Origin of the sequence: Mesorhizobium sp. M4B.F.Ca.ET.203.01.1.1 (genome assembly GCF_004791025.1) — a bacterium.
Taxonomy (GTDB): Bacteria; Pseudomonadota; Alphaproteobacteria; order Rhizobiales; family Rhizobiaceae; genus Mesorhizobium; species Mesorhizobium abyssinicae.
In genome coordinates this window covers 19810-46243 of the sequence record NZ_SRUO01000015.1, presented here as the reverse complement: position 1 = coordinate 46243, position 26434 = coordinate 19810, and the positions used below count along the sequence as shown (strand labels likewise).

The 26434-nt window shown below is 63.4% G+C and carries 23 protein-coding genes and 1 tRNA gene; 4 read left to right on the top strand and 20 right to left on the bottom strand.

The genetic code is table 11. From position 1 onward, the window contains the following. The first annotated feature begins 60 nt into the window (after nt 1-60). Both EN846_RS25825 and EN846_RS25820 read left to right on the top strand, forming a co-directional pair. A complete protein-coding gene (locus EN846_RS25825) occupies nt 61-1224 on the top strand; it encodes a M20 aminoacylase family protein (protein ID WP_127391147.1) in 1164 nt (387 codons plus the stop codon). Between the two features lie 164 nt (nt 1225-1388). Beyond that, nucleotides 1389-1465: transfer RNA gene (locus EN846_RS25820), tRNA-Arg, on the top strand. 39 nt (nt 1466-1504) lie between these two features. Here the strand turns inward: EN846_RS25820 and EN846_RS25815 are convergent. The 7 genes from EN846_RS25815 to EN846_RS25785 all read right to left on the bottom strand — a co-directional run bounded on the left by EN846_RS25815 (nt 1505) and on the right by EN846_RS25785 (nt 11404). Further along, nucleotides 1505-2308 (bottom strand): TerC family protein, encoded by an 804-nt coding sequence (locus EN846_RS25815; RefSeq protein WP_127391148.1) that lies wholly within the window; start codon nt 2306-2308, stop codon nt 1505-1507. A 168-nt stretch (nt 2309-2476) separates the two neighbouring features. Continuing rightward, entirely contained in the window at nt 2477-4042 is a 1566-nt protein-coding gene (locus EN846_RS25810) for a BCCT family transporter (RefSeq protein WP_135913968.1), read from the bottom strand. A 404-nt stretch (nt 4043-4446) separates the two neighbouring features. Next, nucleotides 4447-5442, bottom strand: a complete 996-nt coding sequence (locus tag EN846_RS25805) for a GlxA family transcriptional regulator (protein ID WP_348630796.1) — start codon at nt 5440-5442, stop codon at nt 4447-4449. A gap of 67 nt (nt 5443-5509) precedes the next feature. Next, nucleotides 5510-7411, bottom strand: coding sequence for a mechanosensitive ion channel family protein (locus EN846_RS25800; RefSeq protein ID WP_127391151.1), 1902 nt, complete (start codon nt 7409-7411; stop codon nt 5510-5512). A gap of 53 nt (nt 7412-7464) precedes the next feature. Continuing rightward, nucleotides 7465-8424, bottom strand: a complete 960-nt coding sequence (locus EN846_RS25795; RefSeq protein ID WP_245493358.1) for a formylglycine-generating enzyme family protein — start codon at nt 8422-8424, stop codon at nt 7465-7467. 37 nt (nt 8425-8461) lie between these two features. Next, entirely contained in the window at nt 8462-9967 is a 1506-nt protein-coding gene (locus EN846_RS25790; RefSeq protein ID WP_127391152.1) for an arylsulfatase, read from the bottom strand. A gap of 642 nt (nt 9968-10609) precedes the next feature. Beyond that, complete coding sequence (locus EN846_RS25785; RefSeq protein ID WP_127391153.1) at nt 10610-11404, bottom strand: hypothetical protein; 795 nt, start codon at nt 11402-11404, stop codon at nt 10610-10612. 223 nt (nt 11405-11627) lie between these two features. Between EN846_RS25785 and EN846_RS25780 the strand changes: the two genes are divergently transcribed. Both EN846_RS25780 and EN846_RS25775 read left to right on the top strand, forming a co-directional pair. Continuing rightward, nucleotides 11628-12602 carry a helix-turn-helix domain-containing protein gene (locus EN846_RS25780; protein ID WP_127391154.1) on the top strand — a complete coding sequence of 325 codons (975 nt, stop codon included), beginning with the start codon at nt 11628-11630 and terminating at the stop codon, nt 12600-12602. A 246-nt stretch (nt 12603-12848) separates the two neighbouring features. After that, nucleotides 12849-13172, top strand: coding sequence for a hypothetical protein (locus EN846_RS25775; protein ID WP_128346335.1), 324 nt, complete (start codon nt 12849-12851; stop codon nt 13170-13172). Between the two features lie 362 nt (nt 13173-13534). On the opposite strand, the gene EN846_RS36430 is transcribed toward EN846_RS25775, so the two are convergent. The 13 genes from EN846_RS36430 to EN846_RS25710 form a co-directional block, all read right to left on the bottom strand. Next, the gene (locus EN846_RS36430; RefSeq protein ID WP_210236123.1) at nt 13535-13876 is read right to left on the bottom strand and encodes an ATP-grasp fold amidoligase family protein; all 342 of its coding nucleotides are present in this window, start codon (nt 13874-13876) and stop codon (nt 13535-13537) included. Continuing rightward, nucleotides 13873-14571: an ATP-grasp fold amidoligase family protein gene (locus EN846_RS36425; RefSeq protein WP_135913966.1), complete on the bottom strand. Its 699-nt coding sequence runs from the start codon at nt 14569-14571 to the stop codon at nt 13873-13875. The genes EN846_RS36430 and EN846_RS36425 overlap by 4 nt, the downstream gene beginning before the upstream one ends. 189 nt (nt 14572-14760) lie before the next feature. After that, nucleotides 14761-15819: a sn-glycerol-3-phosphate ABC transporter ATP-binding protein UgpC gene (gene ugpC, locus EN846_RS25760; RefSeq protein ID WP_127393413.1), complete on the bottom strand. Its 1059-nt coding sequence runs from the start codon at nt 15817-15819 to the stop codon at nt 14761-14763. A 37-nt stretch (nt 15820-15856) separates the two neighbouring features. After that, nucleotides 15857-16678 (bottom strand): carbohydrate ABC transporter permease, encoded by an 822-nt coding sequence (locus tag EN846_RS25755; RefSeq protein WP_127393414.1) that lies wholly within the window; start codon nt 16676-16678, stop codon nt 15857-15859. After that, nucleotides 16679-17617 carry a sugar ABC transporter permease gene (locus tag EN846_RS25750; protein ID WP_127282663.1) on the bottom strand — a complete coding sequence of 313 codons (939 nt, stop codon included), beginning with the start codon at nt 17615-17617 and terminating at the stop codon, nt 16679-16681. Further along, on the bottom strand, nt 17617-18954 hold the full coding sequence (locus EN846_RS25745) for a sugar ABC transporter substrate-binding protein (RefSeq protein WP_127393415.1): 1338 nt from the start codon (nt 18952-18954) through the stop codon (nt 17617-17619). The genes EN846_RS25750 and EN846_RS25745 overlap by 1 nt, the downstream gene beginning before the upstream one ends. A gap of 63 nt (nt 18955-19017) precedes the next feature. Further along, nucleotides 19018-19677, bottom strand: coding sequence for a GntR family transcriptional regulator (locus tag EN846_RS25740; RefSeq protein WP_127282661.1), 660 nt, complete (start codon nt 19675-19677; stop codon nt 19018-19020). Between the two features lie 18 nt (nt 19678-19695). Continuing rightward, on the bottom strand, nt 19696-20580 hold the full coding sequence (locus tag EN846_RS25735) for a dihydrodipicolinate synthase family protein (protein WP_127393739.1): 885 nt from the start codon (nt 20578-20580) through the stop codon (nt 19696-19698). A 197-nt stretch (nt 20581-20777) separates the two neighbouring features. Further along, entirely contained in the window at nt 20778-22169 is a 1392-nt protein-coding gene (locus tag EN846_RS25730; protein WP_127393738.1) for a multicopper oxidase family protein, read from the bottom strand. A gap of 208 nt (nt 22170-22377) precedes the next feature. Continuing rightward, entirely contained in the window at nt 22378-23760 is a 1383-nt protein-coding gene (chrA, locus tag EN846_RS25725) for a chromate efflux transporter (RefSeq protein ID WP_127393737.1), read from the bottom strand. Continuing rightward, nucleotides 23757-24575, bottom strand: coding sequence for a chromate resistance protein ChrB domain-containing protein (locus tag EN846_RS25720; protein WP_128274853.1), 819 nt, complete (start codon nt 24573-24575; stop codon nt 23757-23759). The genes chrA and EN846_RS25720 overlap by 4 nt, the downstream gene beginning before the upstream one ends. Before the next feature lie 158 nt (nt 24576-24733). Then, the gene (locus tag EN846_RS25715) at nt 24734-25522 is read right to left on the bottom strand and encodes a 3-hydroxybutyrate dehydrogenase (protein ID WP_127391308.1); all 789 of its coding nucleotides are present in this window, start codon (nt 25520-25522) and stop codon (nt 24734-24736) included. A gap of 321 nt (nt 25523-25843) precedes the next feature. Continuing rightward, the gene (locus tag EN846_RS25710; RefSeq protein WP_127282655.1) at nt 25844-26383 is read right to left on the bottom strand and encodes a TetR/AcrR family transcriptional regulator; all 540 of its coding nucleotides are present in this window, start codon (nt 26381-26383) and stop codon (nt 25844-25846) included. Between the last annotated feature and the right edge of the window lie 51 nt (nt 26384-26434).

The following is a 26434-nucleotide window of genomic DNA, read 5'->3' as shown; positions in this document are numbered from 1 at the left end:
AATCACAATTACAATGCAGCAGGCTGGAACTGGCTGCTTCAACGATGAAATGGGACAATCATGCCGATTTTGAACCGCGCCGCCGAGATGCAAGACGAGGTCGCCGGCTGGCGCCGCCATCTGCACCAGACGCCGGAACTGAATTTCGACGTTTTCCGGACCGCCGCCTTCGTCACCGGAAAGCTGAAGGAGTTCGGTTGCGACGAGGTGGTGACAGGCCTCGGCAAGACCGGCGTCGTCGGCATCATCCGCGGTCGCAACGGCGACGGCACGACGATCGGGCTGCGCGCCGACATGGATGCGCTGCCGATCAGCGAGATCACCGGCAAGCCCTATGCCTCGACCGTTCCCGGCAAGATGCATGCCTGCGGCCATGACGGCCACACGGCGATGCTCCTGGGCGCCGCCAAATATCTCTCCGAAACCCGCAATTTCACCGGCTCGGTCGCGGTCATCTTCCAGCCGGCCGAGGAGGGCGGCGGCGGCGGCAACGAGATGGTCAAGGACGGCATGATGGAACGCTTCGGCATCTCAAAAGTGTTCGGCATGCACAACATGCCGGGCCTACCGGTCGGCCAGTTCGCCATCAGGCCGGGCCCGATCATGGCGGCGACCGCCGAATTCACCATCACCGTCAAGGGCCGGGGCGGCCACGCGGCGATGCCGCACGGCACCATCGATCCGATCGTCATCACCAGCCAACTTGTCGGCGCGATGCAGACGATCGCCTCGCGCAGCACCGACCCGGTCGAGTCGGTGGTTGTGTCGGTGACGAAATTCCATGCCGGCGACGCCTACAACGTCATCCCCGAAAGCGCCGAGATCGCAGGCACGGTGCGCTCGCTGAAGAAGGAAGTGGCCAAGAAGGCCGAGGAGCGCATCCGCGCCCTTTGCGACGGGTTGGCCGCCGCCTTCGGCGCCACCATCACCTTCGACTACGAGCCCAACTATCCGGTCACCTTCAACCATCCCGAAGAGACGGTCTTTGCCGCCGACGTCGCCGCCGACATCGCCGGCAATTCCCAGGTTCACCGCGCCATCCAGCCGGTGATGGGCGGCGAGGATTTCTCCTACATGCTGGAAGCGAGGCCGGGCGCCTTCATCTTCATCGGCAACGGCGACACGGCCGGCCTGCACCACCCCGCCTACGACTTCAACGACGAGGTCATCCCGCACGGCATGAGCTATTGGGTGAAACTGGCGGAGACGGCGCTGGCCGCCTGAGGCTGGTTCCGGCAGGGAGCTAATCCTCGGGCACGGCGAGGCGTTGCCCGGGCATGGCGCAGGGACCGGGGCAAGAGTTGTGAGCCCTGCGCGACGGCGCCCCGATTTGCGTTCACTACGCCTCTTGGCGAACCGGTCCGAAGCGGCTATGTGTCGGGCCGCGTGGTCCCGTAGCTCAGTAGGATAGAGCGGCAGATTCCTAATCTGTAGGTCACAGGTTCGATTCCTGTCGGGATCACCATAATTTTCAGGCACTTGCCGAGAAATACGCCGCGTCGCGTCAGGCTTCCTGTTTGCGTGTTTGAGCGACCGCCGCGGATCGCGCGTATCCGTCGTTGGCCGCAACCGCAGCCTCCGGTCCATACTGATTGTGCAAATGAACCGGCCTGGCTTTTCGGCGGTGCAGCATGTTCACGCCTTCGACCGCCATCGAGAAAATCATCGCCGAATAGATGTAACCCTTGGGGACATGGACGCCAAAGGCGTCCGCGACCAACGTCATGCCGATCATGATGAGGAAGCCGAGTGCCAGCATCTTCACTGTGGGATGGGCATCGACGAATTTTCCAACCGGTCCGGCGGCAGCGATCAGGACGGCCATCGACGCGACGACAGCGACGGCCATGACCCAGATCTGGTTGGCCATGCCGACGGCGGTCACGATCGAGTCGATGGAAAACACGAGGTTGATCAGGGCGATCTGCGACACGACGGCTAAGAAACCTGCGCGCACGGTAGCGCCGATGTGGCCCTCTTCTCCCTCGAGACTTGCATGTATCTCCTGGGTGGCCTTGTAGATGAGGAACAGACCGCCGCCTGCCAGGATGAGATCCTTCCCGGAAAAGCCGTGCCCGAAGGCCTCGAACAAAGGCTCGGTCAAGCCGATGATCCAGCCGATGAACAGCAGCAGGATCAGTCGTGGAACCAGGGCCAGCGTCATTCCAAGAAACCGCGCCTTTGGCTGCAGCTCGGGAGCAAGTTTGCTGACCAGAACCGAGATCACGACCAGGTTGTCGACACTCAGGACGATTTCAAGCGCTGTAAGCGTCAGCAGGCTGAGCCAGATTTGCGGGTCGGTTATCATCTTCGCCCTTCCTTCGAGCACCCGGTTGGATTTGCTTTTGGCTTGATCTTGTCGCGCTGCTGGTGACGACGATGAGGAGCGCCGCCCGGCTGGCGCGGAACGGCAAACCGCACCTGAAGTTCGTTTTCAGATGCGGTTTGCCGGCCGCCTGGATGGCGGTGCTGCGGTTTACTCTGCCGCTGCGGCGACAGGCTGGGCGTCGGGCAACAGAGAGACGGGTTCACTCCGCCCCTCGAGGTCGTCCAGCAGCGCCATCCACAGCGAGATGCACAGCCCGACCATGACGACAAGGAAGGGTGCTGCTGCGATGATCGAAGCGGTCTGCAGGCCCTCCAGACCTCCCATCACCAGCAGCACACAGGCCGACGCTCCCGCAAGGACGCCCCACAGGACGACGACGATGCGCGCGGGCTCGAGCGTGCCGCGTGACGACAGCATGCCCATCACGATCGAGGCGGCATCGGCTCCCGAGATGAAGAAGATCGCCACAAGGAAGATCGCGACGAACGAGGTGATCGCTGTTCCCGGATATTGCTCGAGCAGGGCAAACAGCGAGATGGCGGCACCCTTGGTGTTGACCGCCTCGACAAGTCCGCCGACCCCCATCAGTTCGGAGTGCAGCGCGGTGCCGCCCATGATGGTGAACCAGAGAAAGGTCACGCCGCTCGGGATGAGCAGAACGCCGATGACGAATTCGCGGATCGTCCGCCCCCTGGAAATGCGGGCAATGAAAACGCCGACGAAAGGCGCCCAGGAAACCCACCACGCCCAGTAGAAGATGGTCCAGCTGCTCAGCCATTTGCCGTCGCTGAAGGCGGCGGTGCGGAACGACATCGTGACGAGGTTGGTCAGGTATTCGCCGAGCGCTTCGGTGAAGGTGTTGAGGATGAAGACGGTCGGTCCGACGACGGCCAGGAAGAGCAGCAAGGCGGCGGCGACAACCATGTTCATGTTGCTCAGGAACTGGACGCCCTTGCCGACACCGGACACTGCCGAAAGGATGAACAGCACCGACAGCACGGCGATGATCGCAAGCGCAATGCCTGTCCCCTCGCCGGTTCCCCAGAGAAAATTCAGACCGCTGTTGATCTGCTGTGCGCCGAGGCCGAGCGATGTCGCCGTGCCGAACGGCGTGGCAATGAGGGCCAGAATATCGATCGTCTTGCCGATCGGCCCGTTGACGGCACCGCCGAGCAAGGGGGTGAATGCGCTCGATATCAGGATGGGCAGGCCCTTGCGGTAGGTGAAGTAGGCGATCGCCAGACCGACAATGGCGTAGATCGCCCAAGGGTGCAGCGCCCAATGAAAATAGGCATATTCCATCGCGATCAGCGCAGCTTCCTTGGACTGCGGGGCGGCCAGCCCGTGAGGCGGCGCGCCAAAATGGAAAACCGGCTCGGCAACCCCCCAGAACATCAGTCCGATGCCCATGCCGACGCTGAACATCATGCACACCCACGAAACTGTAGTGAACTCCGGCTGCTCGTCGTCGGCTCCAAGCCTGATCTTGCCGAAACGGCTGATCGCCAGGAACCCTGCAAAGACCAGAAACATAGCCGTCGATACGACAAAGCCCCATCCGAAACCATTGATGATGGCCGCGAGCGTGGCGTTCGTCACGGAGGCGAGGCTATCCGGGGCAGCGGCTCCCCATAAAATGAACGCGGCTGTTATGAGTAGGGCCGGCCAGAATACCGCCGTATCTATGCCCCGTAACCTGCTTGTAGTCGACATGCGTGACCTCCCAAATCAATTTCGAAACCAGTTCCTGAAAAACTCCCCTTGGACGTCAAAGACCCCGACCTCCTGCGAGACCAGGGTCGCGGACGGCGCACGCTGAAGCGTCCGCCGTTGGCGCCGTTTCGAAGTGTCGGATTAGGCCCTCCGCCACCACACCCGTCAGGGTAGAAAGGGTGGGCAGGCAAGGATGGGAGGAATTTGGCGGGTCAGTGGGGAACCGGCAGATCCCGGGTAGGGAAGAACCTACCCGGGCAAAGGCACGCCATGCCATGGCGCGTCAAAAACACCCTCTGCGAAACCCTTTGTCGAGCCAGCCGGATTGGTCGCTGCGCAAGCCCGTGGACGCACGCACGGCTGCCTGGCCGAACCTGTCGTCGGCGTGGCAAAACCGATGACGCTTATGAGGCGGCGGGGTATTTCCTCTCCAGCCGTTCCTGCTGCGGGGTTTGGGCGTAGAGTTCGCGGTAGCATTTGGAAAAATGCGACGCCGAAACGAAGCCGCAGGCGGTGGCCACCTCGACGATCGGCACGGATGACTGGATCAGCATATGCCGTGCGCGCTCGAGGCGTATCTCCAGATAGTAGCGGGCCGGGGAGCGCCCCATCTCATCGCGGAAGAGACGCTCGATCTGCCGTCGCGACAGCCCGACCTGCCTGGCAATATCGCTTATCGATATCGGTTCGGACGGATTGGCGTCCATCAGCTCGATGATGGTCAGCACTTTTGAATTCTGAATGCCGAGCCGCGCGCGCAAGGGAAGCCGCTGGCCGTCGCTTGCGCCGCGCACGCGATCGGTCAGCACCTGCTCACAGACGCGACTGACCAGATCTTCGTCGAAATCATCGCCGATCAGCTTCAGCATCATGTCGAGCGCGGCCGTGCCGCCGGCGCATGTGTAGATGTCTTGATCGACCTCAAAGAGGTCGGCAAACACATGCGCATTCGGAAATGCCTCGGCGAAGCCCGGCAGGTTTTCCCAATGGATGGCGCAGCGTTTGCCGGAGAGCAGCCCGGCAGCCGCCAGCACATGGGCGCCGGTGCAGAGGCCGCCGATCGCAACGCCGCGATCATGTTCCTCACGCAACCAGGCAAAAGCCGGCTTGTTCGAATAGCGCTCGATGTTGATGCCGGTGCAGACGATGACCATCGATGGCCTGTCGGGGCCGGCCATCATGCGCCGCTCGTCCTGCAACGACGTGTTCACCGCGCACAACACGCCGCTCGAAGCGGGCACGGGCTGCCCGTCGATGCTGGCCAGCCGCCATTTATAGGCTTCGTAACCGAGCATCCGGTTGGCGATGCGGATCGGCTCCAGTGCAGTCGCAAAGGCGACCATGGTGAAATCCGGCACCATAAAGAAGACGAGCGAGCGCTTGATCGGATGTTGAGACATGTTCACTGAAACTAACGTCCGTGTCGCGAAATGGATATCGCGAATGCGCCATCGTCTCGGAATTTGCTCAGGCTGCTCCGGGATTGGATGTCAGTGGCTTTGGGACGGCCTGAATGCCGTTTTCCCGAAATGCCTGGTGCACGGCGAGTAAAACGGCGCGGCGGATCATGAAATTTCTGCCCGCTTTTGCCTTGAACTTGGCCCGGATAACCAGCGTGCCGTCCTCAACCTCGGCAATTCCCTGGCTCTTGAACGGCTCGAGCAGATCTCCAGCAAGTTCCGGGTTGGCCGAAATATCCTGGCCGATCTTCTTGAAAATCTTGCGGACTTTTTCGACATCGGTGTTGAACGCAACGCGAAAGGTCAGTTTCTCGATCATCCAGTCGCGGCTGAAATTCTGAATCTTGCCAATCTCGCCGTAGGGGATTGTCGCCAAGGCACCGCGCTGATGGCGCAGGGAAACCGATCGGACCGAGATTTTTTCCACGGTCCCCTTGGCGCCTGACGTTTCGATATATTCGCCGAAGCGGAATGCGTCGTCGATCAGGAAAAACAGCCCGGAGACCAGGTCTTTCACCAGCGTCTGCGAGCCGAAGCCGATGGCCAGCCCGAACACGCTCAAACCGGCGATCAGGGGCCAGACATTGATCCCGATCGACACCAGGATCGAGAGCAGTGCCAAGGCCAGAATGCTCGACTTGCCGATCCCGCTGATCAGCGGCACAAGCGTGCCCAGCCGCGAACGCGGCGCACCCAGCATCTCGTCGTCACCAACCGCGGGCAACTCCGCGCGCAAGGCGCGAGCCGTCGCTGTGCCGACCACATTCCACAGAAACGCCGCCACCAACATGATCAGCGCAACCCCGGATGCGCCCTTGGCGACCTCTCGCAGATCTATGCCGAACCCGGCAGCCAGCGGAGTCGCCCATAGCGTTCCCAGCATGGCGATCATGATGGCCACGACGGTGAAGCGGGCTGTCTGTCGCCCTGCCGCTGCCAGGATCGAGATGTCGGGAGACTCCAATCCGCGCTGAGCCCAATTCCCGATCATTGCGTCGAGATGAGGCGCGGCGAGAAACAGCAACGCGGTCAGCAGGACGGCCGGCCCACGAAGCGATGTTCCCAGGGTCAGCGCGGCCTGAGCGCTGAGGAAGGTGACTACCACGAAAGCGATCACCACTGCCGGCCACATTTTGGCGAGACGGGTTCGCCAGCGGCTTCTGGGACGCGGACCGGCGACGGCGGCCGCCATTGTGCGCCTGTGCCGCCATACCGCCCATGCAAACATAAGGTAGGTCGGAATTGCCAAACCTGTCCGCAGCAGATCCCCCAGGGCCGGCCCGACGCTCCAGAGCCGCAACGTCGCGAGCAGCGTGGTGGCGATGATCGCCAAGCCAATGGCAAGCGAGAGGTCGCGCACGAGCGCCGCCAGATGGACGGAGCGCTCCGCGAACTCGGTTCGCCGCGATGCCATCAACAGTGATCTGACGGCGGCGAGGATGACGAAGCCGAGCACGGTAGCCACCGTCCAAAGGCGAAGGGTTTGCAAAGGTGCGCCAGAACCGGCCAGCAGCCGCGCGGCAATGAAACCGACCGCCAGCGCCACCACAGCAGCCGCCACGCCTGCGAAGAATCTGCGCCATGCGCTGCTTGCGGCAGCCGCCTTCTTGAACCGACCGGCGAACAGAATGAACACGCCCGCGACGAGCGCAACAACCAGCACAATCTCGAACAGGAGCGCAAGGAGAGATGTTCCGCTGGCCGCGAGCGAGGCCCTCAGGTTTTCAAACTCGACAGGCACGTCGCTCAAAGCCGCAACCCGCGCGAACAGTCCGGAGACGAAACGCTCGGCCAGCTGTTCGAAGCCCGAAATCAACGAAGTAACGTCCGTTTCTGCCGTCGTGCCCACGATTTCCCCCTCTTCAGCACCTCGCAAGCCAGTTTCGGCGGTCGCCCGACCGTCGAACAATTCGCCGCTCGTCTCTCCGGGCGGTCATGCTGTCGAGCGTGGCGCACGCTCCCTCACGACGAACGCCCGATGCAACGGAAGCCGAGGTGGCAAGTGGACGTATCGACAGCTTGCGCCATGCGCGCGGCCGGCCGGTAACGCCGGCAATAACTTGGCGCGCACAGGAAAGACCCGCCTTTGGTCACCTTGCGCGGAATCCTGATGTCGGGCGTCAGCGGATCGTAACTTGCCTCACGCTCGGCACCGTGCGGGTTGGCCATCGTGCAACAAGGGCTGTCGATGCGGCGGTGCTCCTGGTACCAGTCAGTTGTCCACTGCCAGACATTGCCGGCCATGTCATGGAGCCCATAGCCGTTTGCCGGAAACGAGCCGACCGGAGACGTCCATTCGTAGCCGTCCTCGCAATCGTTGCGGAACGGGAACTCGCCTTGGTAGGTGTTGGCCATATGCTGGCCACCCGGGGTCAGGTCGTCGCCCCATGCGAACTCGGCTCCTTCCAGCCCGCCCCTGGCGGCGAACTCCCATTCGGCCTCTGTCGGAAGCTCCTTGCCTGCCCAGCTCGCATAAGCTTCCGCGTCCTCGTAAGCGATGTGCACGACGGGATGATTTTCGAACCCTTTGAGTCCGCTGGCAGGCCCGCGAGGATGCCGCCAATTCGCGCCGCGCACATAGGCCCACCAGTTGTAGTGATTGCCGCGATCAATGCTGCGTGAAGGCCGGACGAACAAGGCCGAAGCCGGTGCCAACGACTCAAGGCTGGCTCCGGGATAGTCCGCGGCATTTGCCGGTCGCTCGGCCAGCGTGGCGTAGCCGGTGGCCTCGACAAAGCGCCTGAACTCAGCATTCGTGACGGCGGTGCGATCCATCCAGAAGCCGCCGACCACGACACGATGCGCCGGCGCCTCTTCCGGATAGTGGTCGTCGGAGCCCATTAGGAACTCACCGCCGGGAATCCAGGCCATATCGCCGTGCGACGAGATTGCTGGCTTTGCGGTAAGTCGTGCCTCAGTCATCGGGCGTCTCGTCTAAACGGCCGAACTCATCTGCCTTTCAGTCCCCCGCAGCGAACATCTCTTCCGGGCTTGGCGTCACCAACGGTGTGAAGAACGTCAAGCGCATGGCTTCCAGCAGCAACAGCGGGGGTTTCATCTGGGTTGCCAGCTCCGTAATCCTTGCCTGCAACTCCTTGACTTTATCAGGGTTCTTGTCGGCCAGATTGGTGGCTTCCGATTTGTCCTGTGCCAAATTGAAAAGCTCTATCTTTTGCGGCAACGCCGCGGCCCACACCAGTTTCCAATCGCCCTCACGCACCGCGCCGACCATGGGATCCACATTGTAGACAATCTCCGTGCGGGGCGAAGGTTTGCCCTCGCTGATGGCCGGCCACATATCCATGCCGTCCAGGGGTTTGTCCTTGCCGGGCTTGGCTCCAGCCAGCCCAGCCAGTGTCGGCAACATGTCAACGACGTGCATAAGGCCGTTGAAGGCGCCGGGCTTGATCTTGCCGGGCCAGTTCATGAAGGCAACCGAGCGCGTGCCTCCCTCATAGAGAGTACCCTTGCCGTCGCGATAGGGACCATTATCGGCGGGAAGCTTGCCTTCCACCTTGGAGTCACCGGTGAACATCGAATTGACGACGCCGCCATTGTCGCTCATGAAAACGATGAGGGTATTGTCGCGTATCCCCTTCTTCTCGAGCGCGGCCACGACATTCCCAACCTCGTCATCGATCACCGAGATCATCGCGGCATAGGCCCTCCGGTTCTCGTCGGTAATGTTCTTATAGCGGTCGAGATATTCTTTCGGCGCCTGGAACGGCGTGTGGGGCGCGGTGAAGGCGAGGTAGAGAAACAGCGGCTTCTTCTGATCGTGGGCCTTGATGACCCGGACGGCCTCCTGACCGAACAGGGTGTTGTCGAAGCCCGGCTCCTTGATCGGCTTGTTGTTGCGGTACCAGTCCGCGACGCCGTGCGAGGAATGTTTGAAATGGTCGATCTCGCCGACGGTGGCCCCGTAGAATGAATCAAATCCACGTTGTTTCGGCCAGTAGGCCGTCTTGGCATGGCCGAGGTGCCATTTGCCACTCATTGCCGTCCGATAGCCCGCGTCTCTGAGGATTTGCGGAAGGAGGGTTTCGTCAAGCGAAAGACCATAGGTTCCTGCAGCGGGGACAACGCCAACCTGCATGCCATAGCGTAGCGGATAGCGGCCGGTCATGAGGGCGCAGCGCGTCGGTGTACACATCGGCTGCACATAATATTCTTCGAGCTTCGCCCCTTCAGTGGCAAGCTTGTCGATGTTGGGCGTCTTGATGTCTGAGCCGTGGTAGCCGACGTCTTTCCAGCCTTGATCGTCCGCAATGATGAAGACGATGTTGGGCTGCGAGGGCTGGGCTGCGGCAACCTGAACACCGGCGAGGCCGGCGAGTGCGCCCGAAAGACCGGCTGGCGCGGCAAATCGCGAAACGGCAGCCGCCGTGCCGGCCATCAAAGCATCCCGCCGCGTGATCCTGTTGGTTGTACCGGCTTCAGCCGGGAAGTCGCGATCGTTGCTCATGTTGTGCCCCTGCTCTGTGTATACGGACCTACTCAAAACAAATGCGCGTCTGCCGTTCTGTCGCCGATCATTCTCCAGGAACCCAGGAGGCAGCGCACAGGGTTTGGCATCCACACGGCCGCCTGCCTGCGCGAAAATCTCTTGGAGTCCGAAATAGGGTGGCCAACACCGTCATGGCCTGTCCGGGAAGCGGCCACCTCCACAAGGCATGCTTGCTGCAGCGGGCTCGATGTCCACTGCGCATTCTTCCGAAATGGTCCTGCCTGTTCATGCTCCCCACTCGCCGTTGGTCGGCGATACTCCCGCGCTGTTTGATCTCGCGCTATTCGGGCTTAAGCTATTCCTAATACAACCGTACCGCTATCCACTTTGCGCAAAGGATGCATTTTTTGGCTCCCGGCCGGGCATCGCTTTCCCACACAGACGTTGCGCTTCAGCCTTGACGAGCCCGCCGATGCAGCCTCGGGGCAGGTGCGTCCGCAGCCGACGACAAAAGCGGCTTGTTAACCGGCTGAGAAGGACAACCTCACCGGCCTGATGTCCAACTCGCCGAACTTGACGAAACGCATCACCAAGAATTGGCACCTGGCATAGATGAAGTTGAGCCGCGCCGCGGACCAACAACTTCGTGTCAATCCCTTCCTATCCCGGATGGGCTGGCGAGAATTGATAGGTGAGCCCCAATATCGGACCTTGCTGAGTGAGTTTGTTCACGAAGCCGTCGTGGCTGTAATTGTCGTGCACGGCCCGATAGCCGACGAACATGGACATCTTGTCGTTGAACTGATAGCCGGCGCCGCCCATCACATCCCACATCGATTTGGACCCTGCGCCGAAACCACCGACGAGGCCCCAGCCGGCCAGGTAGATTCCATTGCCGACATCGGCCTTGAATTTGGCGCCGATCACCGGATCGACCCACGTATCGCCGTCGCTCGCTGAGCTGCCATCAAGCGCACCGCCGTGGAAGTCGAACTTGTTGTCGACCGACCAAAGGCGGGCGCCGGCCACGAGATCGAAATTCGTCCCATCCTGGTAGTAAACGCTGTAACCGCCCAGCGCCGTCCCCATGAAAGTGCTCACCGTCGCATCGATATTCGAGGCGAGTATTCCTTGCGGGGTGCCGATGTTGGCGTCGAGCTTGGCGTAGACTATGTCCGTGCTGATTGTGAAAGGCCCGTTGCGGGCTTCCGTGAGCCCCATGAACCCGAATTTGAGGTGTTGCAGCACGTCGCTGAAGCTCACATCGACATCCTGAGGCGGGAATCCGAAGAGGCCGCTTTCGCCCTTGATTCCTGATGCCCACAGATACGGGGCGACAGTGAAGGTCCAACCTTCATCCTGTGGCTTGGCGATGTCTGCTGCAAAAACATTGGCCGCACCAAGTCCCAATACACCTGCCATTGCCAGGGCGGCCAAACGAAATTTCTTCATCATCGTCCCCATTTATCGTTTTTGCTGCCCGAACTACGCCAAGCAGAGGTTTCTCTTCCATACTGGATGAACCCTCGCTTTGCGCTCTGTCAACTTGGCCGCATGGTCTATCCCCACTAGGCCGTTCGTCGGGGTACCTAAGTGCCAATTGATCTCGCGCAATTTACGCTTAAGCTAAACCTAATATAGTCGTTCTTCTATCCACTTTGCGCAAAGGACGCCTTGCGTGACCACGTGGCCTTCATCGCCTTCGTACAGGGATGTGCTGCTTGGCCCAGACGACCTGACCAGCGCCGCCTCTGGTCTGCCCGTAGAGGTCGACAGGCTTTCGGCAGGCTGGCGTCCCTCGCGCATCCGGCAAATCCAGTCCCCCGGTAAGTGGGCGCTCGACCTGCCAGAATTCAATTGCGCCTTCCGCGCCAGAGGCGGTTTCGATCCAGGTTCGGTGGCGTTAGTGGCTATCGAGCGGGCCTGTGGGTCGACAATATGCGGCGTTCCGCTCGAAGACGACTTGATCCTGGCAATCCCTGCCGGCACGGGTGTGACGGCTACGGTCCGGCCCGGCCTCACTTACGCTGTCGCCATTGTTCCCACCGCGACCTGGATGGAGATCCAGTCGGTTGCCGCGGGGATGGTTATCGAGAAGATCAACAATCTCCCCTCGGCAATTCGGCTCGCCACCAAGGAAGCGCAAAGAATCCGACGCCAGATGAAGTCGATGGCAGACTACCTCGGGACAGTCGGAAGCGAGTCGGTTTTGCCGGAGCAGCCTCCAGCTGCGTTCGAGGAATATCTGGGGGCAGTGGCTGACGCCTTCGCAGGGGCAGACAGTCGCGGGAGCGGAACAGTCGATTGCGCGAGTCGCCACTTTAGACAAGCGTCGGCGGCCGAGGATTTCATTCGCACTCATATCCGGGAAGACATACCCATTGTTCGGCTGTGCCGGGAAATCGGTGTCAGCCGTCGACAGCTCGAATACGCCTTTCGCACCACGTTCGCGGTAACCCCGCTCGAATTCATAAGAGCGCTCCGCCTCAACGAAGCAAGACGGCTCCTTGTCACGGCTCGCGCCAACGGCTTGAGCGTTACGACGATCGCTATGGACGTGGGGGTCACCCATCTGGGCCGCTTCGCCGCGAATTATCGCCTGTTCTTCGGCGAGTCTCCCAAGGAAACGCTTCAGCGTGCCGGGAGATCGTGACCAAGGCGTAAGGTGCGCCGAGAAATTGCGCCACGTCATCAGTGCAAGCAGTTCGACTGGGTTTGCGCAATCCGGATAGAAGTCGCACTCGAGAATTAGTACATTCTAAAATGCTTATAACGCACCGCCTCTGGCCCGCTGGGTCAGCGAGCAGGTCCGCCGATTTGGGTTGGCGCAGGCTCGCGCCGGGCGTGGTCGGCAGCGAGTCAAAACGCACTGAGTGGCGAGTTCTTGGGAGGATGCAAGATGACGAGATCCAGCTTGAGATTGACCGGCGCCGCCGGAATCGTCGTTGCCTTGATGTTTGCCGATCTGGCCGATGCGGTTATCCCGTTCGCGCCCTTCGTTGGCAACGCGCAGGCGAAAGTTGGCCGTCCGCTCACACCTGGCAGTGTCGCAGGGGTCGCGAGGCGTACCACACGCCGAACGATCCGCCGCTCGACGATCTACGTGACCCGGCTCCCGGCAGCGTGCGTGAAGACCGCGATCAACGGCACCGTGCTGTGGCACTGCGGCAGCACGTATTATCAACCCTACGGCGGACGCTACGTCGTCGTGCACATACAGTGAATGAAAGTGGGCCTCGTCCCCTTGGTGGACATGGTGGATCACATTCCGCCAGCAAAGGCTGATCGGCACGGCGTTCGAAAGCCGTGTCGATAGCACCCCGTGTCGATTGGGATGCTCGCAGGTCTTCGATTTGCTCCCTGGCGGCGCTCTGGGCTCCAAAGGATTGATGTTTCCGCCGGTGCGGTGATCGTCCACGCGCGCGGTCGAGATCCTGTTCGAAAGAACTCGGCCGACGCGCCCGATCCCCAACCATCGCCAGCGAGCCGCCGAAGCCTGGCAGGACGCTGCCGCCCACGGCCGCAACCCCCTTCATGACGGTTTGCAGCACGCTGTCATTGACCCGCACACGCCAGTCGGACCGTTCAGGCGTCGTGCGGATCCGGCACACCCAGCGGCGGGTGGATTTCGGCGACCGCAACAGGTTCCGGACTGCCGTTGGCCCGCAGGCATTTTGAGCGCAGCGCGTCGGCGTAGAGTCTGGCAAGCCCGGAATGCCGCCGCCGCAGATAATCCGAGTGATCGAGCCGCCAGCGCCGCTCCATGTCCGCCATGATCGCAGGATTGCTCCAGGTCGCATAACCGCCGGCCGAATAGACGGTGATCTCGCCGGCGTAGAGCCGCTCGCGCGTGACCAGGAAATCGACGCGAACATAATCGAGATCGCCGGCGACACGCGGCGCGATCAGGGCCGCTTGCCTGATCAATTCGACAAGGCCGGCGGTGACGGGCAGCGCCTGATCTCACGCGGATAGTCGATGTCGCGCCCCGCCAGGGGGTTGCCGTCAGGATCGAACAGCCGCGACTTGAGCGCCTCCTTGTCTTCGGCCCGGACATGGCAGACGACGCCGCTGCAGACCTGGACCTTGATTTCGGTGGCGATCTCACCGCCGGCGAGCGGCAGCATCTCCTCGACGAATACCTCCGGCACGATCGGCCAGTAGGCCCACTCGCTGTTGCGGCGACCCTGGCGCTTGCCCAGCCATCGTCTCAGCTGACGCACGATGGAGGCGCGATCCGGCTGGCCGCCGGAGACGAAGATGTTCATGTCGCAGCCATGGTTGGCTTTGACCACCGCCTCGCCTTCGAGCAGCGCCGACGGGATGTCGTCGGGGTCGCGACCGCGCCACAACGTCTTCGGCACTTCCAGCTCCGGGCAGACGGCGCGGATATATTCCTTCACGGCGAGCTTGTCCGACAGCGTGACGAACAACGGATTGTGGTCGATCAGCCTTCGCCAGAGCATGCATTCATTGTAGCGCTCGGGCGCGGCGGGATTGGGCCAATAGCCCATCTTTCTTGCAAATCGCACCACGAGCAGGGGGTGACGTAGCGTGATCAGCAGCCGTGCCGCCGCCAGGACGAAGCGGTGCCGCGCCGGGAAGTCGGACGCCGACCTCATCGAACGGTTACGATTGTCCGGATGAATTTTTTCCCCGGCGACTGAGATCGCTGATCCACGGCAACCCCGCCCATTGACGGCGCACCTAAGCACCGCCGGCGCGCGCCGGCAAGCTGGCGCTATCGGTTCGAGCGGCCAAGCGCCGTCGAAGCCACCAGGACGCTTCGGGCAGGTCCCGCCTTAAGGCGTTCAGATGCGCTGGCCGGTGTTCGCCGCGAACAGATGGGCGCTGGCGCGGTCGACCTCGATGCGCACCGTTTCGCCCTGCTTCAGCTTAAGCCGCTCGCGGAACAGGCAGGAGATTTCCTCGCCGCCGCAATCAACCGTGGCGAAGATCTCCGAGCCCGTCGCTTCCAGAAGCGTCACGGTGCCGGCAATGCCCTCGCTGCGTGCCCGGATGTGTTCGGGACGGATGCCGTAGACGAGCTCGCCGTCCGGGACCCGCGCCGGGTGGAGGTCATGCGGCAGCGGCAGCGTCAGTCCGCTGGCGCTGCGGAACACGCCTTCCTCGATGCGGCCGCGGATGAAGTTCATCGACGGCGAGCCGATGAAGCCGGCGACGAAGAGATTGGCCGGACGATCGTAAAGGTCGAGCGGCGCGCCGATCTGCTCGACCAGCCCGTCATGCAGCACGACGATCTTGTCGGCCATGGTCATGGCCTCGATCTGGTCGTGCGTGACATAGATCGTGGTGGTGCCCAGCCGCTGGTGCAGCGCCTTGATCTCGCCCCGCATCTGCACGCGCAGCTTGGCGTCGAGATTGCTGAGCGGCTCGTCGAACAGGAACACTTGCGGGTCGCGCACGATGGCGCGGCCCATGGCGACGCGCTGCCGCTGGCCGCCAGAAAGCTGGCGCGGATAGCGGTCGAGCAGCTTTTCCAGGCCAAGTATGCTTGCCGCCCGCTTGACCCGGCTGGCGGTGTCGGCCGGGTCGGCTTTCTTGATCTTGAGCGCGAAGCCCATATTGTCGGCCACCGTCATGTGCGGATAGAGCGCGTAGTTCTGGAACACCATGGCGATGTTGCGGTCGCGCGCCCTGAGCTCGTTGACGACCCGCTCGCCGATGGCGATCTTGCCGGCCGAGATCGTTTCCAGCCCCGCGATCATGCGCAGCAGCGTCGACTTCCCGCAGCCCGACGGCCCGACCAGGATGACGAACTCGCCGTCGGCGATGTCGACGCTGACATCGTGGATGATCTTTGCGGTCCCAAAAGCCTTCTGCACGTTGTTGATGGTCACCGATGCCATTTTATCTCTCCACGAAACGTGTGATGTCGGACCGGCCTCAGCCGCCCTTGACGGCGCCGGCGGTCAGCCCGGCGACGATCTGCCTTTGCGCGAACAGGGTCAGCACCAACACCGGCAGCGTCACCACGAGTGCTGCCGCGGCGAGCGGCCCCCAGCTCACCTGCTCGTAGGACAGCATGTTGTAGACGGCGACCGGCAAGGTGCGCGTCTCGCGGCTGGCGAGCACCACGCCGAAGACGAAATTGTTCCACGAGAAGATGACCGACAGGATGAAGGCGACGACGATGCCCGGCTTGGCGATTGGCAGCGCCACCAGCCGGAACACCTGCCAGGAGCTGGCGCCGTCGATGCTGGCCGCTTCCTCCAGCTCCATCGGCGTCGTCTCGAAATAACCGATCATCACCCAGACGACGATCGGCACGGTCACCACCAGATGGATGATGATCTGCGGCCACAGCGTGCCGAGGATGCCGATCCACTGGAACAGCAGGAACAGCGGGATCAGATAGGAAAGGCCGGGCGTCATGCGGGCGATCATGATGACGACGGCCGAGCGCTCGGCCTTGAGCCGGGCGATGCCGTAGCCCGCCGGCACGCCGATCAGGAGCGCCAGCAGCGTCGCCGTGCCGGTGACCAGCACCGAATTCCACAGATAGAGCAGGAAGTTGTTCTCCTCGAACACCTTCACATAGTTCGACCAGGCGAAGCGCTCGGGGATCAGGATCGGCGGATAGGCGCCGTTGTCGATCTCGAATTTCAGCGACAGCGAGATCATCCAGAGGAAGAACAGGATCGCTGGCGAGACGAGCACCAGGGCCGCGAAGAACAGACCGATCCGGTTGAGGAGCCGCGACGTCATCTATTTGCCCTCCGCGTTGATCCATTGCGAGCGCTGGCGCAGCATCAACAGGACGAAGGACAGCGCCACGATCACGACGAAGAACACCACGGCCATGGCCGAGCCGTAGCCGATGTCGTAGTAGGAGAAGGCGGTGTTGTAGAGATAGATGTTGATGGTTTCCGACGCCGTGCCCGGACCGCCCTGGGTCATGGCGTAGATGATGTCGAAGCTCTTCAGCGCATCGATGGTGCGGATGATGACGGCAATCATCAGGAACGGCGCGATCATCGGCAAGGTCAGGTAGCGGAACTGCTGCCAGGCGTTGGCGCCATCGATCTCGGCGCTCTCGAACGGCTCGCGCGGCACCGAGGCCAGCCCGCCCAGCACGATCAGCATCACCAACGGCGTCCACTGCCAGGTCTCGACCGCGACCAGCGAGGGAATGACGCTCCTGGCGTTGAAGATCCATTCCTGCGGCGGGATACCGACCAGCGACAGGAGATAGTTGAGCACGCCGAGCTGCGGATGAAACATCATCGTCCACACCAGCGCCACGGCGACCGGTGTCGCCATCATCGGCATCACGAAGACGCCGCGCAGCAGGCCGCGCAGCGGAACCTTCGCATCGAAGATCAGCGCCGCGACCGTGCCGAGGAACATCGGCGCGACGACCGACAGGAAGGTGTAGGTAAGCGTGTGCCAGAGCGATTCCCAGAACCGCGGGTCGCCCGCCAGGCGCAGATAGTTGTCCATCCCGGCAAAGCTGCGCGACTGGCCGAGCGTCCAGCTGTTGACGCTCATCCACAGCGTGAATGCCCAGGGAAAGACGATCACCGCGCCGACGACGACGAGCGCCGGCAGGACGAAGGGCCAGTAGTTGGGAGCCAGACGCACCGTCTGGCTCCCTTCCATGGCTTCCATCGTCACCCCGGTCCGTTCTGGGGTGGTGGCGGACATCAGCCTTGCTCGCTCCGGTCCAGGACCGGCTGGAACTGGTCGGTGGCCTTCTTCAGCTCGTCCGCCGGATCGGCGCCGGCGATCATGTTGCTCAGCGCGACGCCATAGATGTCACGGAACTCGGTGACCGGGATGATGACCGGCAGCGCCAGCCGGCTGACATTGCCGGAGCCGACCACGGCGTCGAGCCAGCTTGCCGGCATGGTGACGCCCTCGCGCACCTTGGGATCCTCCAGCACCGATTTGCGGAACGGCACGCCGGCCCCGGCCTGCAGCAGCCGCGCGCCCATGGCCGGCGACACCGCCCATTGGCAGAACAGATAGGCCGCTTCCTTCTTCTCGCTGGCGGCGGTGACGCCGATGCCGTCGCCGAACGTGCCGGAGGCATGCGCCTTGGGGCCCTTCGGCATGACGCCGTAGCCGACCTTGCCGACGACCCGCGACTTTTCAGGATTTTCCATCGGCGGCGCGAACCCGACGCCGTCGAACCACATGCCGATCTTGCCCTGCAGGAAGGCCGACTGCGCCTCGGCCCAGTTGAAACCGGTGACGCCGGGAGGCGCCGATTTGGTCATCAGCCGCTGGTAGAGGCCGGCCGCTTCGACCGCCTCGGGAGACAGCGTGCGCAGCTTGCCCTCGGCATCGAGCGGCGTCATGTCGTAGCCCAGCATCAGCGACGTCCACACCGGCGTGTTGGCGTTCTTCAGCCCGCGGGCGACGAAGCCATAGGTGTTGGCCGAAGGATCGGTCAGCGCCTCGGCCGCCGCCACCAGCTGCTCGAAGGTCTCGGGATATTTCAGCCCCTTGGCCTCGAACAGTTCCTTGTTCCAGTAGACGATCCAGTAGTCGACCGAGAACGGCAGCGAGCGCAGCACGCCTTGCGTATCCTTGGCGAAGACCATGCCGGCATCGGCGAAGTCGCTCTCGACCAGTGCCGGATCGGTGAGCGTCGGATCGGCGAGATAGCCGGAGATGTCGGCCAGCCAGCCGCCCTTCTCGAACTGCCGCTTCTGCACGTGGTAGCTGAGATGCACGACGTCGAAGCTCGGCTTGCCTGAGCTGAGCTCGATCACCGTCTTCTGGCGCTGCTGCTGTTCGGGCGTCGCCTCGGCATTGACCTTGATGCCGGTCAGTTCCTCGAACTCGGCGATATATTTTATCAGCGTGTCGCTGCGCGGGCTCTTGACCAGATTGACGTCGAGCGTGGTGCCGGAAAAGCGCTTCCAATCGACGCCGGCGGCAAAGCTGGGGCGCAAGCCGGCGAAGCCGGCGGCGGCAAGAGCGGCTGTTCCGGCAAGCAGTTGCCTTCTGGTTGGGGTGAACGGATTGGACGACATTTCTTCCTCCCGGGGTTGCTGTCGTTGTGGATTGCGCCGCTGCGGCGGCGCGGCTCATTTCCCTCAGATCTGCAGCGCCAGCCGGCGCGCATTGTCGATGTGCAGACTGATCGCCTCGACCGCCTTTTGCGGGTTGCGGCTTTCCATCGCCTCGATCACCGCCAGGTGCTCGCGCATGACCGGCACGACGCGGCCGTCGATGCGGAACCTCTCCTGATGGATCAGCCGGATCTTCACAGAATTGACCAGATAGGCCTTGGCGATGATTTCGTTGTCGAGCGCGTCGATGAAGGTGTCGTGCATCGCCCAGTCGATGGTCTGTGCCCTGGCTTCCATCTCCGGCGTCGCCGGCTGCGCCAGCGCCTCGGCAAGCATCTCCTCATGCTCGCGCCGCAAACGGGCGAGCTCGGCATCGGCGGCGCTGACGGTGAACAGCGCCACCGCCTCGCGCTCCATGAACAGGCGGAACTGGAAGGCCTCGCGGATCAGGTTGATGTCGATATGGGCGATCTGCATGCCGCGCTGCGGAATGGTGGTCAGCAGGCCCTCGGCCTCGAGCCGCGGCACGATCTCGCGAATAGCGCCGAGCGGCAGCCCGGTGAAGGCGACCAGCTCGCGCTGCGACACGAACTGCCCGGGCCTCAGGTCGCGCGCCAGCAGATGCCGCGTGAAGCTGGCATAGGCCTTTTCCCTGAGGGTCGCCGGTTCGCTGCCGTCTTCCATTCAGCGCTTCCTTGCCGGTCAGGCCGGCTCTGTCGCAAACAATTGGTCGTAGGCCGCGGCAAGCTGCTTGCGCCCCTGCTGCGAGGTCGGCTCCAGCGGCGGACGAACGGCAAGCCAGCCGTCGTCGCCGGTGCTGCGCGCCAGCATCGCCTTGACCGCCGGTATCACCGGAAATTTGAGCAGTTCGAGCACGAAATTCTCGACCCGGGCATCATCGCGGCCGTCCACCGCCATGGCGCGGATCTCGCCGGCAACGAAATTGGCCATGCCGGAAATGGCGCCCTGCCCGCCCCGCCGCACGCTCCTCGCCAGATGCCGCTCGTCTCCAATCAGGATCACCAGGTCGCCATGCGCGGCAAGCAGCGCCTCGCTGTAGGTCCAGTCGCCACCCGAATCCTTGACGCCCGCGACCACATTCGGAAAGGCGGCACGCAGCCGGCCAATCAGGCTGAGCGGCAACGGCACCATGGTGACGGACGGGATGTTGTAGAGCAGGACGTCGCGGGCCAGCGGACCGAGCGCCGCGAAGACGGCGGCGAACCATCCGAACAGCCCGTCCTCGCCGACATTCTTGAAATAGCTCGGCGGCGCCAGCAGGATGTTGCGGGCGCCGAGCTGCAGCGCATGCCGCGCCTGCTCGGCCGCGTCCTCGGCCGCATCGACCAGCACGCCGGAAACGAGCTGATGCGCCGGGATGCCGTCGGCAAGCATGGCCTCGACGATCCGGCGCCGCTCTTCGGTGCCGATCGAGGCGCCCTCGCCGGTGGTGCCGAACAGCGTGGCGCTGCCGCAGCCGGCGACAAGGCAGGCCTTGGCCTGCGCGACCATCGCGGGAACCGCGATCTGCCCGGACGCGTGAAAAGGCGTCGCCAGGGCGACCGAAAGACCAAAGCGCGAAGTCACTGCGAAAGCTCTCCTGATATCACTATGCAGGCAGCTTTACCACACTAACATGTTAGTTGTAAATGCAGGGTCGCAGGTTTTGGAAATGGCATCCTGGTCAAGTTTGGAAACGAGCGACGGCGCCTTGTCCAAGCGGCAGCGAAACCAGCCTTTGCCTCCGCGGCGCAAACCGCCCTATGCGTTTGCGACCAGTCCCTTCAGGCTACGCGGATATAGCTCGTCATCCCCGACTTCTGGTGCTCGATGACGTGGCAATGCAGCAGCCAGTCGCCGGGATTGTCGGCCACGAAACCCAGCTGAACCTTCTCGTCGGGCTGGATGAGATAGGTGTCGGAAACCAGCGGCTGGACCGGGCGCGTCGACGACGACAGCACCTTGAAGCTCATGCCGTGCAGATGGATCGGATGCGATTGCGGCGTCAGGTTCTCCATGTCGATGACATAGCTTCGGCCGAGCTTCAGGTCGGCCAGCGGCGCGGTCGGGTCCGGCGTGTCGCCCGGCCACGGCACCTTGTTGATCGCCCAGAAACTGTAGCCGAGCGAGCCGCAGATGCCGTCAGCCGGAACGTTTTCCGCGGTGGCGCTGAGTGCCAGCGAAATGTGCTGGGCGCTGGCGACATCCACCTCCGCCACCGGATTGGCCTCCAGCGGCGCAAGATCGCGAACGTCGCGCTTGAGCGACTTTCCGACCGCGCGCAGCGTCGCCAGTATCTTGGGCTTGGTGCCCCTGACGTCCCTCAGGCTGACGATGGCGCCCTCGTCGTCGGGCATGCGTATGGCGAGATCCAGCCGCTGGCCAGGTCCAAGCTGCAAGGCGTCGGGCGCGAAGCGTTGCGGCACCGGATTGCCGTCGAGCGCGATCACCGCCGCCTCGGCGCCCTCGACACGGAAGGCGTAGACGCGGGTGACGTCGGTGATGGCTGCCCGCAGCCGCACCAGCCCGCCGGCCGGCGCGTCGAATTGCGGCTGGTCGAGCCAGTTGGCGGTGCGCACCGTTCCATAGGTGCCCGCCCTTGCCGCGTCGCGAGGCCGGAACTGGTCGATGAACTGGCCGTCGTCGCCGAGGCGCCAGTCGCGCAGATTGATCACTTTTTCGGCATCGAATTGCGGATCGTTGGGGTTCTCGACCACGATCACGCCGGTCAGCCCGTGACCCATCTGCTCCAGCGTGTTGCAGTGCGGGTGATACCAGAAGGTGCCAGCGTCCGGCGGCGTGAACTGATAGTCGAAATGATCGCCGGTGTAGACATAGGGCTGCACCAGGAACGGCACCCCGTCCATCTTGTTGGGGACGCGGATGCCGTGCCAATGGATCGTCGTCGGATCGTCGATGCCGTTGATCAGCCGCGCGGCGAAGGGCTCGCCCTTCTTCATCCTGAGCACCGGCGGCATGCCGGCCTCGCCATAGGTCAGGACATCCCTGGTCCGGCCGACATCCATCAGCTTCGCCTCGATCCTGGCCGTCTTCAGCGTCACCGGATCGGGCCCGGCCAATGCCCGGCTGACCAACTTCCCCATGGCCGACAGCCCGATCCCTGCCGCGCCGGCCACCGCCGTGGTATTCAGAAATTTGCGGCGCGTCAGCGTCATGTTGCGTTCCAACTCGAAAGACAATCGTGCAGCCGGGCATCGTTGCGGGCACACGCGACAATCCGTGTAGCCTTCGATGCCGGCTGCCGACAACACCATGCCGTTCGATCGGACTGGAAATCACCCTGCCGTGATCGCCCCGGTCGCGACCGGATCGACGCGCTGCTGCAGTGCCGCCACCAGAGAGCGGGTGCTGATGTCGCCGAGGTCAGAGCGCCTGCAGCGCCAGCCCCGCCAGCGCCGATGCAACCAGCGTCGGCAGCATGCCGACCTTCAGCCTGAGCATGGCGACCATCGCCGCCAACGACAGCAGCGCCGCGCGCCAATCGAGCGACGCCAGAACGGGGATCTCCATGCCGACGCCGACGCTGCGCACCGTGCCGAAGACGACATGCAGCGCGAACCACAGCGCGAGGTTCATCACCACGCCGACGACGGCCGCGGTGATGGCGCCGAGCGCCGCCGACAGTGCCTTGTTCTGCCGCAGCTGCTCGATGTAGGGCGCGCCGAGGAAGATCCAGAAGAAGCAAGGCACGAAGGTGACCCAGAGCGTCAGCAACGATCCGAGCGACCCGGCAAGCAGCGGGCTGAGCGCGCCGGCGTGACGGTAGGCGGCGACGAAGCCGACGAACTGCAGCACCAGGATCAGCGGCCCCGGCGTCGTCTCCGCCAGGCCGAGGCCGTCGACCATCTCGCCAGGCGCCAGCCAGCCGAACGACGACACCGCCGCCTGCGCGACATAGGCGAGAACCGCATAGGCGCCGCCGAAGGTCACGACCGCCATGACGCTGAAGAAGCTGCCGAGCTGCGTCCAGACGCTGGCCGGGCCGCCCATCGCCGCAATCAGCGCCACCGGCCCCAGCCAGATCGGCAGCCAGATGGCGATGGTGCGCGGCGCGTGCCATTTCGTCGGCCTGGTGTGTCCGAGCTCGCCGCGCTCGAACATCAGGTCGACAACGCCCCGGCTGTCCTGTTTGGTGTCCTTGCCATGCGCCGATCCGGAAAACAGGCCCGGCGCGAGGCGGTTGCCGACCCAGCCGGTCAGCCCGGCCAGCAGGATGATCAGCGGAAACGGCAGCTTGACGACATAGATGGCGAGGAAGGCGGCGACCGCGATCGCCACCATCGCCCGGTTCTTGAGAGCCCGCTTGCCGATGCGGATGACGGCCTCGACGACCACCGCCAGCACCGCCGCCTTGATGCCGAAGAACAGCGCCTCGATGACCGGCGCATCGTTGTAGAGCATGTAGAAGCTGCTGAGGCCGAGCATCACGAGCGCCCCAGGCAGCACGAACAGGATGCCGGCGACGAGGCCGCCGGCGGTCCGGTGCAGCAGCCAGCCTATATAGACGGCGAGCTGCTGCGCCTCCGGTCCGGGCAGGAGCATGCAGTAGTTGAGCGCATGCAGGAAACGCTGCTCGCCGATCCAGCGGCGCTCCTCGACCAGTTCCTTGTGCATCAGGGCGATCTGCCCGGCCGGACCACCGAAGGAGAGCAGGCCGATCTTCGCCCACAGACGCACCGCCTCCCTGAAGCTCGGCGCCGCCGGCACGGCGGCCTCGGCATCGTCGTCCGCCGCGAGGTCGTTCATGACGGCTTGCTCCCGCTCGGCCAGTTGTGCGTTTCCTCGGTGGCGTCGCGGCACCAGCGGAAGAAAGCGTCATAGAGGAGCATGCCGGCCTCGAGCTGCTCGAGATCGTCGCGGAACATGCGCGACAGGCCGAGCGACGCGGCGAGGAAGCCCGCCGCTTGCGGCACGAGATCGAGCCGCGCCGTGTCGGCCGCACGCACGATGAGCGCCAGGCGATCGAGCGCTTCGGAGGCGAGGCCGAACTCCTCGATCATCGTATCGAAGGTACAGCGCTCGCCGCGATGGCTCCAGAACACATTGTCGATGTCGAAAGGAACCGCCGAAAAGCGGTCGGCCACCGCCGGCACTTCGGCCGCGTCGACGAACAGGAACACCGCTTCGGGATCGACGAAGCGGCGGATCAGCCAGGGGCAGGCGATGCGGTCGACTTTGGGCCGCGCCCGTGTCACCCAGACCGTGCGGCCTTTGTCGTCGCGCGGCGGTATCGCGCCGGCCATGACCAGCGGCGCCTTGGCCGCCGCCCAGGCCTCGAAGCCGCCTTCCAGCGATTCCGCTTCGATGCCTTCATGGCGCAGCCAGGCTGCCACGCCTTGCGAGAGTTTTTGCCCCTTCTGGCAGATGATGACCACCCTGGAGCCGGTGAACTCCCCCGCCCAGTTCGCGACGGTTCTGAAATTGCGCCGGCAGGATGCCGGCAGCAGGCGGGGATCGGCCTGGTAATCCTCGTCGATGCGCACATCGATGAGGACGGGCGCGTCCGGTAAGCCGACGAGGCGGGAAAGTTGCTGTACGGTGATTTCGGTCGTTGACGGCATGGCGTCCACCTCCGGAAAGAGAGAGCTTGGACGCGATCGTTGGGCTGACGCCTCACGGGGTCATCGCGATGAACCCCTTGCCATAATGCTGGAACGATCCTCTCGCCTTGTCAAGAAAGACGCTTTCGCAAACGGCGCCCGCGCCGCGGAGACGGCGCCTACTGCGCCGTCCAACCGCCATCCATCGGCAAGGTCGTGCCGGTGATCTGCTTGGCCGCGTCCGAGCACAGGAACATCGTCAGCGCGGCGAGTTCGTCCACGGTGACGAACTCCTTGGTCGGCTGTGCCGCGAGCAACACGTCGTGCTTGACCTGCTCCTCGGTCATGCCGCGCGCCTTCATCGTGTCGGGGATCTGCTTTTCGACCAGCGGCGTCCAGACATAGCCCGGCGCGATGGCGTTGACGGTGATGCCATTCTGCGCAACCTCCAGCGCCACCGTCTTGGTGAGGCCGGCGATGCCGTGCTTGGCCGAGACATAGGCCGATTTGAACGGCGAGGCGACCAGCGCGTGCGCCGAGGCCGTGTTGATGATGCGGCCCCATTTGCGCGCCTTCATGCCGGGAAGTGCTGCCTTGATCGCATAGAAGGCCGCCAGCAGGTTGATGCGGATGATCGCTTCCCATTTGTCGTCGGGAAACTCGTCGATCGGCGCGACATGCTGGATACCGGCATTGTTGACCAGGATGTCGAGGCTGCCGAACGCCTCTTCGGCCTCACGCACCATGGCGCTGACCGCCGCGCCATCCATCATGTTGGCGTCTGAATAGCAGCACCTGACGCCAAAATCCTTCTCGATGCCGGCGCGCTCCTGCTCGATCGCGGCGGCATCGCCGAGCCCGTTGATGGTGACATTGGCCCCCTCTGCGGCAAAGGCACGGGCGATTGCCAGGCCGATACCGCTGGTGGAGCCGGTGACGAGGGCGTTCTTCGAGGACAGAGAACCCATGATGATCTCGCGGCAGGTGGAATACGATATTGCCGCACATAGTTTGTGCGCCGCAACATAACAATGCCATGGCCATATGTCGGTGCGATTACAATGTTGTGATGCCGTCCGGGAGCGCGCGCGCTGGCGCTCGCCGGGCGTGACATGGCATTGTCATGGTGCCGTGCAACATAATCCTCTTGCGCGTGTCGCGCACCTCGCGCCGCCGGATTGATTGAGCGGATGATCCGGTCTCGGGATCCCCGCCTCGCTAGGTGTGACGGCTTGCCAGACCAACTTGGGCGAGTGATTGATAGTTGGCCTAGCCTGTCGCGGCCGGCGTCAATTCACCTTGGCGATCTCCAGCAGCGACGCCAGCAGCAGCCGGCGCTCGTCCGGCGAAAGCACATCGGAATCAAAGAGATTCATGCTGCGAAGCCCCTCGATGGCGAGAAAGCAGACCAGCAGCGCCTTGAGGTCGTTCGTCTCGCCCTTCAGCCGCTCGAACAGCTGCCGCTTGAAGGATTTTATCGGTGTCAGGAAATCCGGATCCTCGGCGATCGCCGAGAATATCCATGAGGCGGAAGGCTGCGGCTCCTCGCAATCATTGGCCGAAAGCCGGATATAGGCCTCGAGCGGCGTTTCGCCGCCTGCGTCCGCCGTGCGCGTCTCCAGCGCCTGCTCGAACGCCTTCAGATAGTCCTCCACCAGGCCCTGCATCAGCTTGGCCTTGGTCGGGAAATTGTAGAGCAGACCGCCCTTCGAGACGCCGGCGCGGCTGGCGACGGCGTCCAGCGACAGGCTGCCCGGCCCCGCCTCGCGCGCCACGTCGGCGGCGGCGGCGAGTATCCTGTCACGCGAATTTGCTCTGCGGGCTTTCATCGGTGCCTCCCCCTTACATTAGCCTAGGCGGAATTGACAACACCGTCCAGA

Bases quoted from the DNA above. Each gene is read 5' to 3' on its own strand.
- EN846_RS25815 (WP_127391148.1), bottom strand. From the start codon at position 2,308: ATGATAACCGACCCGCAAATCTGGCTCAGCCTGCTGACGCTTACAGCG.
- EN846_RS25710 (WP_127282655.1), bottom strand. From the start codon at position 26,383: ATGAAAGCCCGCAGAGCAAATTCGCGTGACAGGATACTCGCCGCCGCC.
- EN846_RS25775 (WP_128346335.1), top strand. From the start codon at position 12,849: ATGACGAGATCCAGCTTGAGATTGACCGGCGCCGCCGGAATCGTCGTT.
- EN846_RS25720 (WP_128274853.1), bottom strand. From the start codon at position 24,575: ATGCCGTCAACGACCGAAATCACCGTACAGCAACTTTCCCGCCTCGTC.
- EN846_RS25750 (WP_127282663.1), bottom strand. From the start codon at position 17,617: ATGTCCGCCACCACCCCAGAACGGACCGGGGTGACGATGGAAGCCATG.
- EN846_RS25740 (WP_127282661.1), bottom strand. From the start codon at position 19,677: ATGGAAGACGGCAGCGAACCGGCGACCCTCAGGGAAAAGGCCTATGCC.
- EN846_RS25810 (WP_135913968.1), bottom strand. From the start codon at position 4,042: ATGTCGACTACAAGCAGGTTACGGGGCATAGATACGGCGGTATTCTGG.
- EN846_RS25825 (WP_127391147.1), top strand. From the start codon at position 61: ATGCCGATTTTGAACCGCGCCGCCGAGATGCAAGACGAGGTCGCCGGC.
- chrA (WP_127393737.1), bottom strand. From the start codon at position 23,760: ATGAACGACCTCGCGGCGGACGACGATGCCGAGGCCGCCGTGCCGGCG.
- EN846_RS25785 (WP_127391153.1), bottom strand. From the start codon at position 11,404: ATGATGAAGAAATTTCGTTTGGCCGCCCTGGCAATGGCAGGTGTATTG.
- EN846_RS25745 (WP_127393415.1), bottom strand. From the start codon at position 18,954: ATGTCGTCCAATCCGTTCACCCCAACCAGAAGGCAACTGCTTGCCGGA.
- EN846_RS25730 (WP_127393738.1), bottom strand. From the start codon at position 22,169: ATGACGCTGACGCGCCGCAAATTTCTGAATACCACGGCGGTGGCCGGC.
- EN846_RS25755 (WP_127393414.1), bottom strand. From the start codon at position 16,678: ATGACGTCGCGGCTCCTCAACCGGATCGGTCTGTTCTTCGCGGCCCTG.
- EN846_RS25795 (WP_245493358.1), bottom strand. From the start codon at position 8,424: ATGACTGAGGCACGACTTACCGCAAAGCCAGCAATCTCGTCGCACGGC.
- EN846_RS25805 (WP_348630796.1), bottom strand. From the start codon at position 5,442: ATGTCTCAACATCCGATCAAGCGCTCGCTCGTCTTCTTTATGGTGCCG.
- EN846_RS25715 (WP_127391308.1), bottom strand. From the start codon at position 25,522: ATGGGTTCTCTGTCCTCGAAGAACGCCCTCGTCACCGGCTCCACCAGC.
- EN846_RS25790 (WP_127391152.1), bottom strand. From the start codon at position 9,967: ATGAGCAACGATCGCGACTTCCCGGCTGAAGCCGGTACAACCAACAGG.
- ugpC (WP_127393413.1), bottom strand. From the start codon at position 15,819: ATGGCATCGGTGACCATCAACAACGTGCAGAAGGCTTTTGGGACCGCA.
- EN846_RS36425 (WP_135913966.1), bottom strand. From the start codon at position 14,571: ATGAGGTCGGCGTCCGACTTCCCGGCGCGGCACCGCTTCGTCCTGGCG.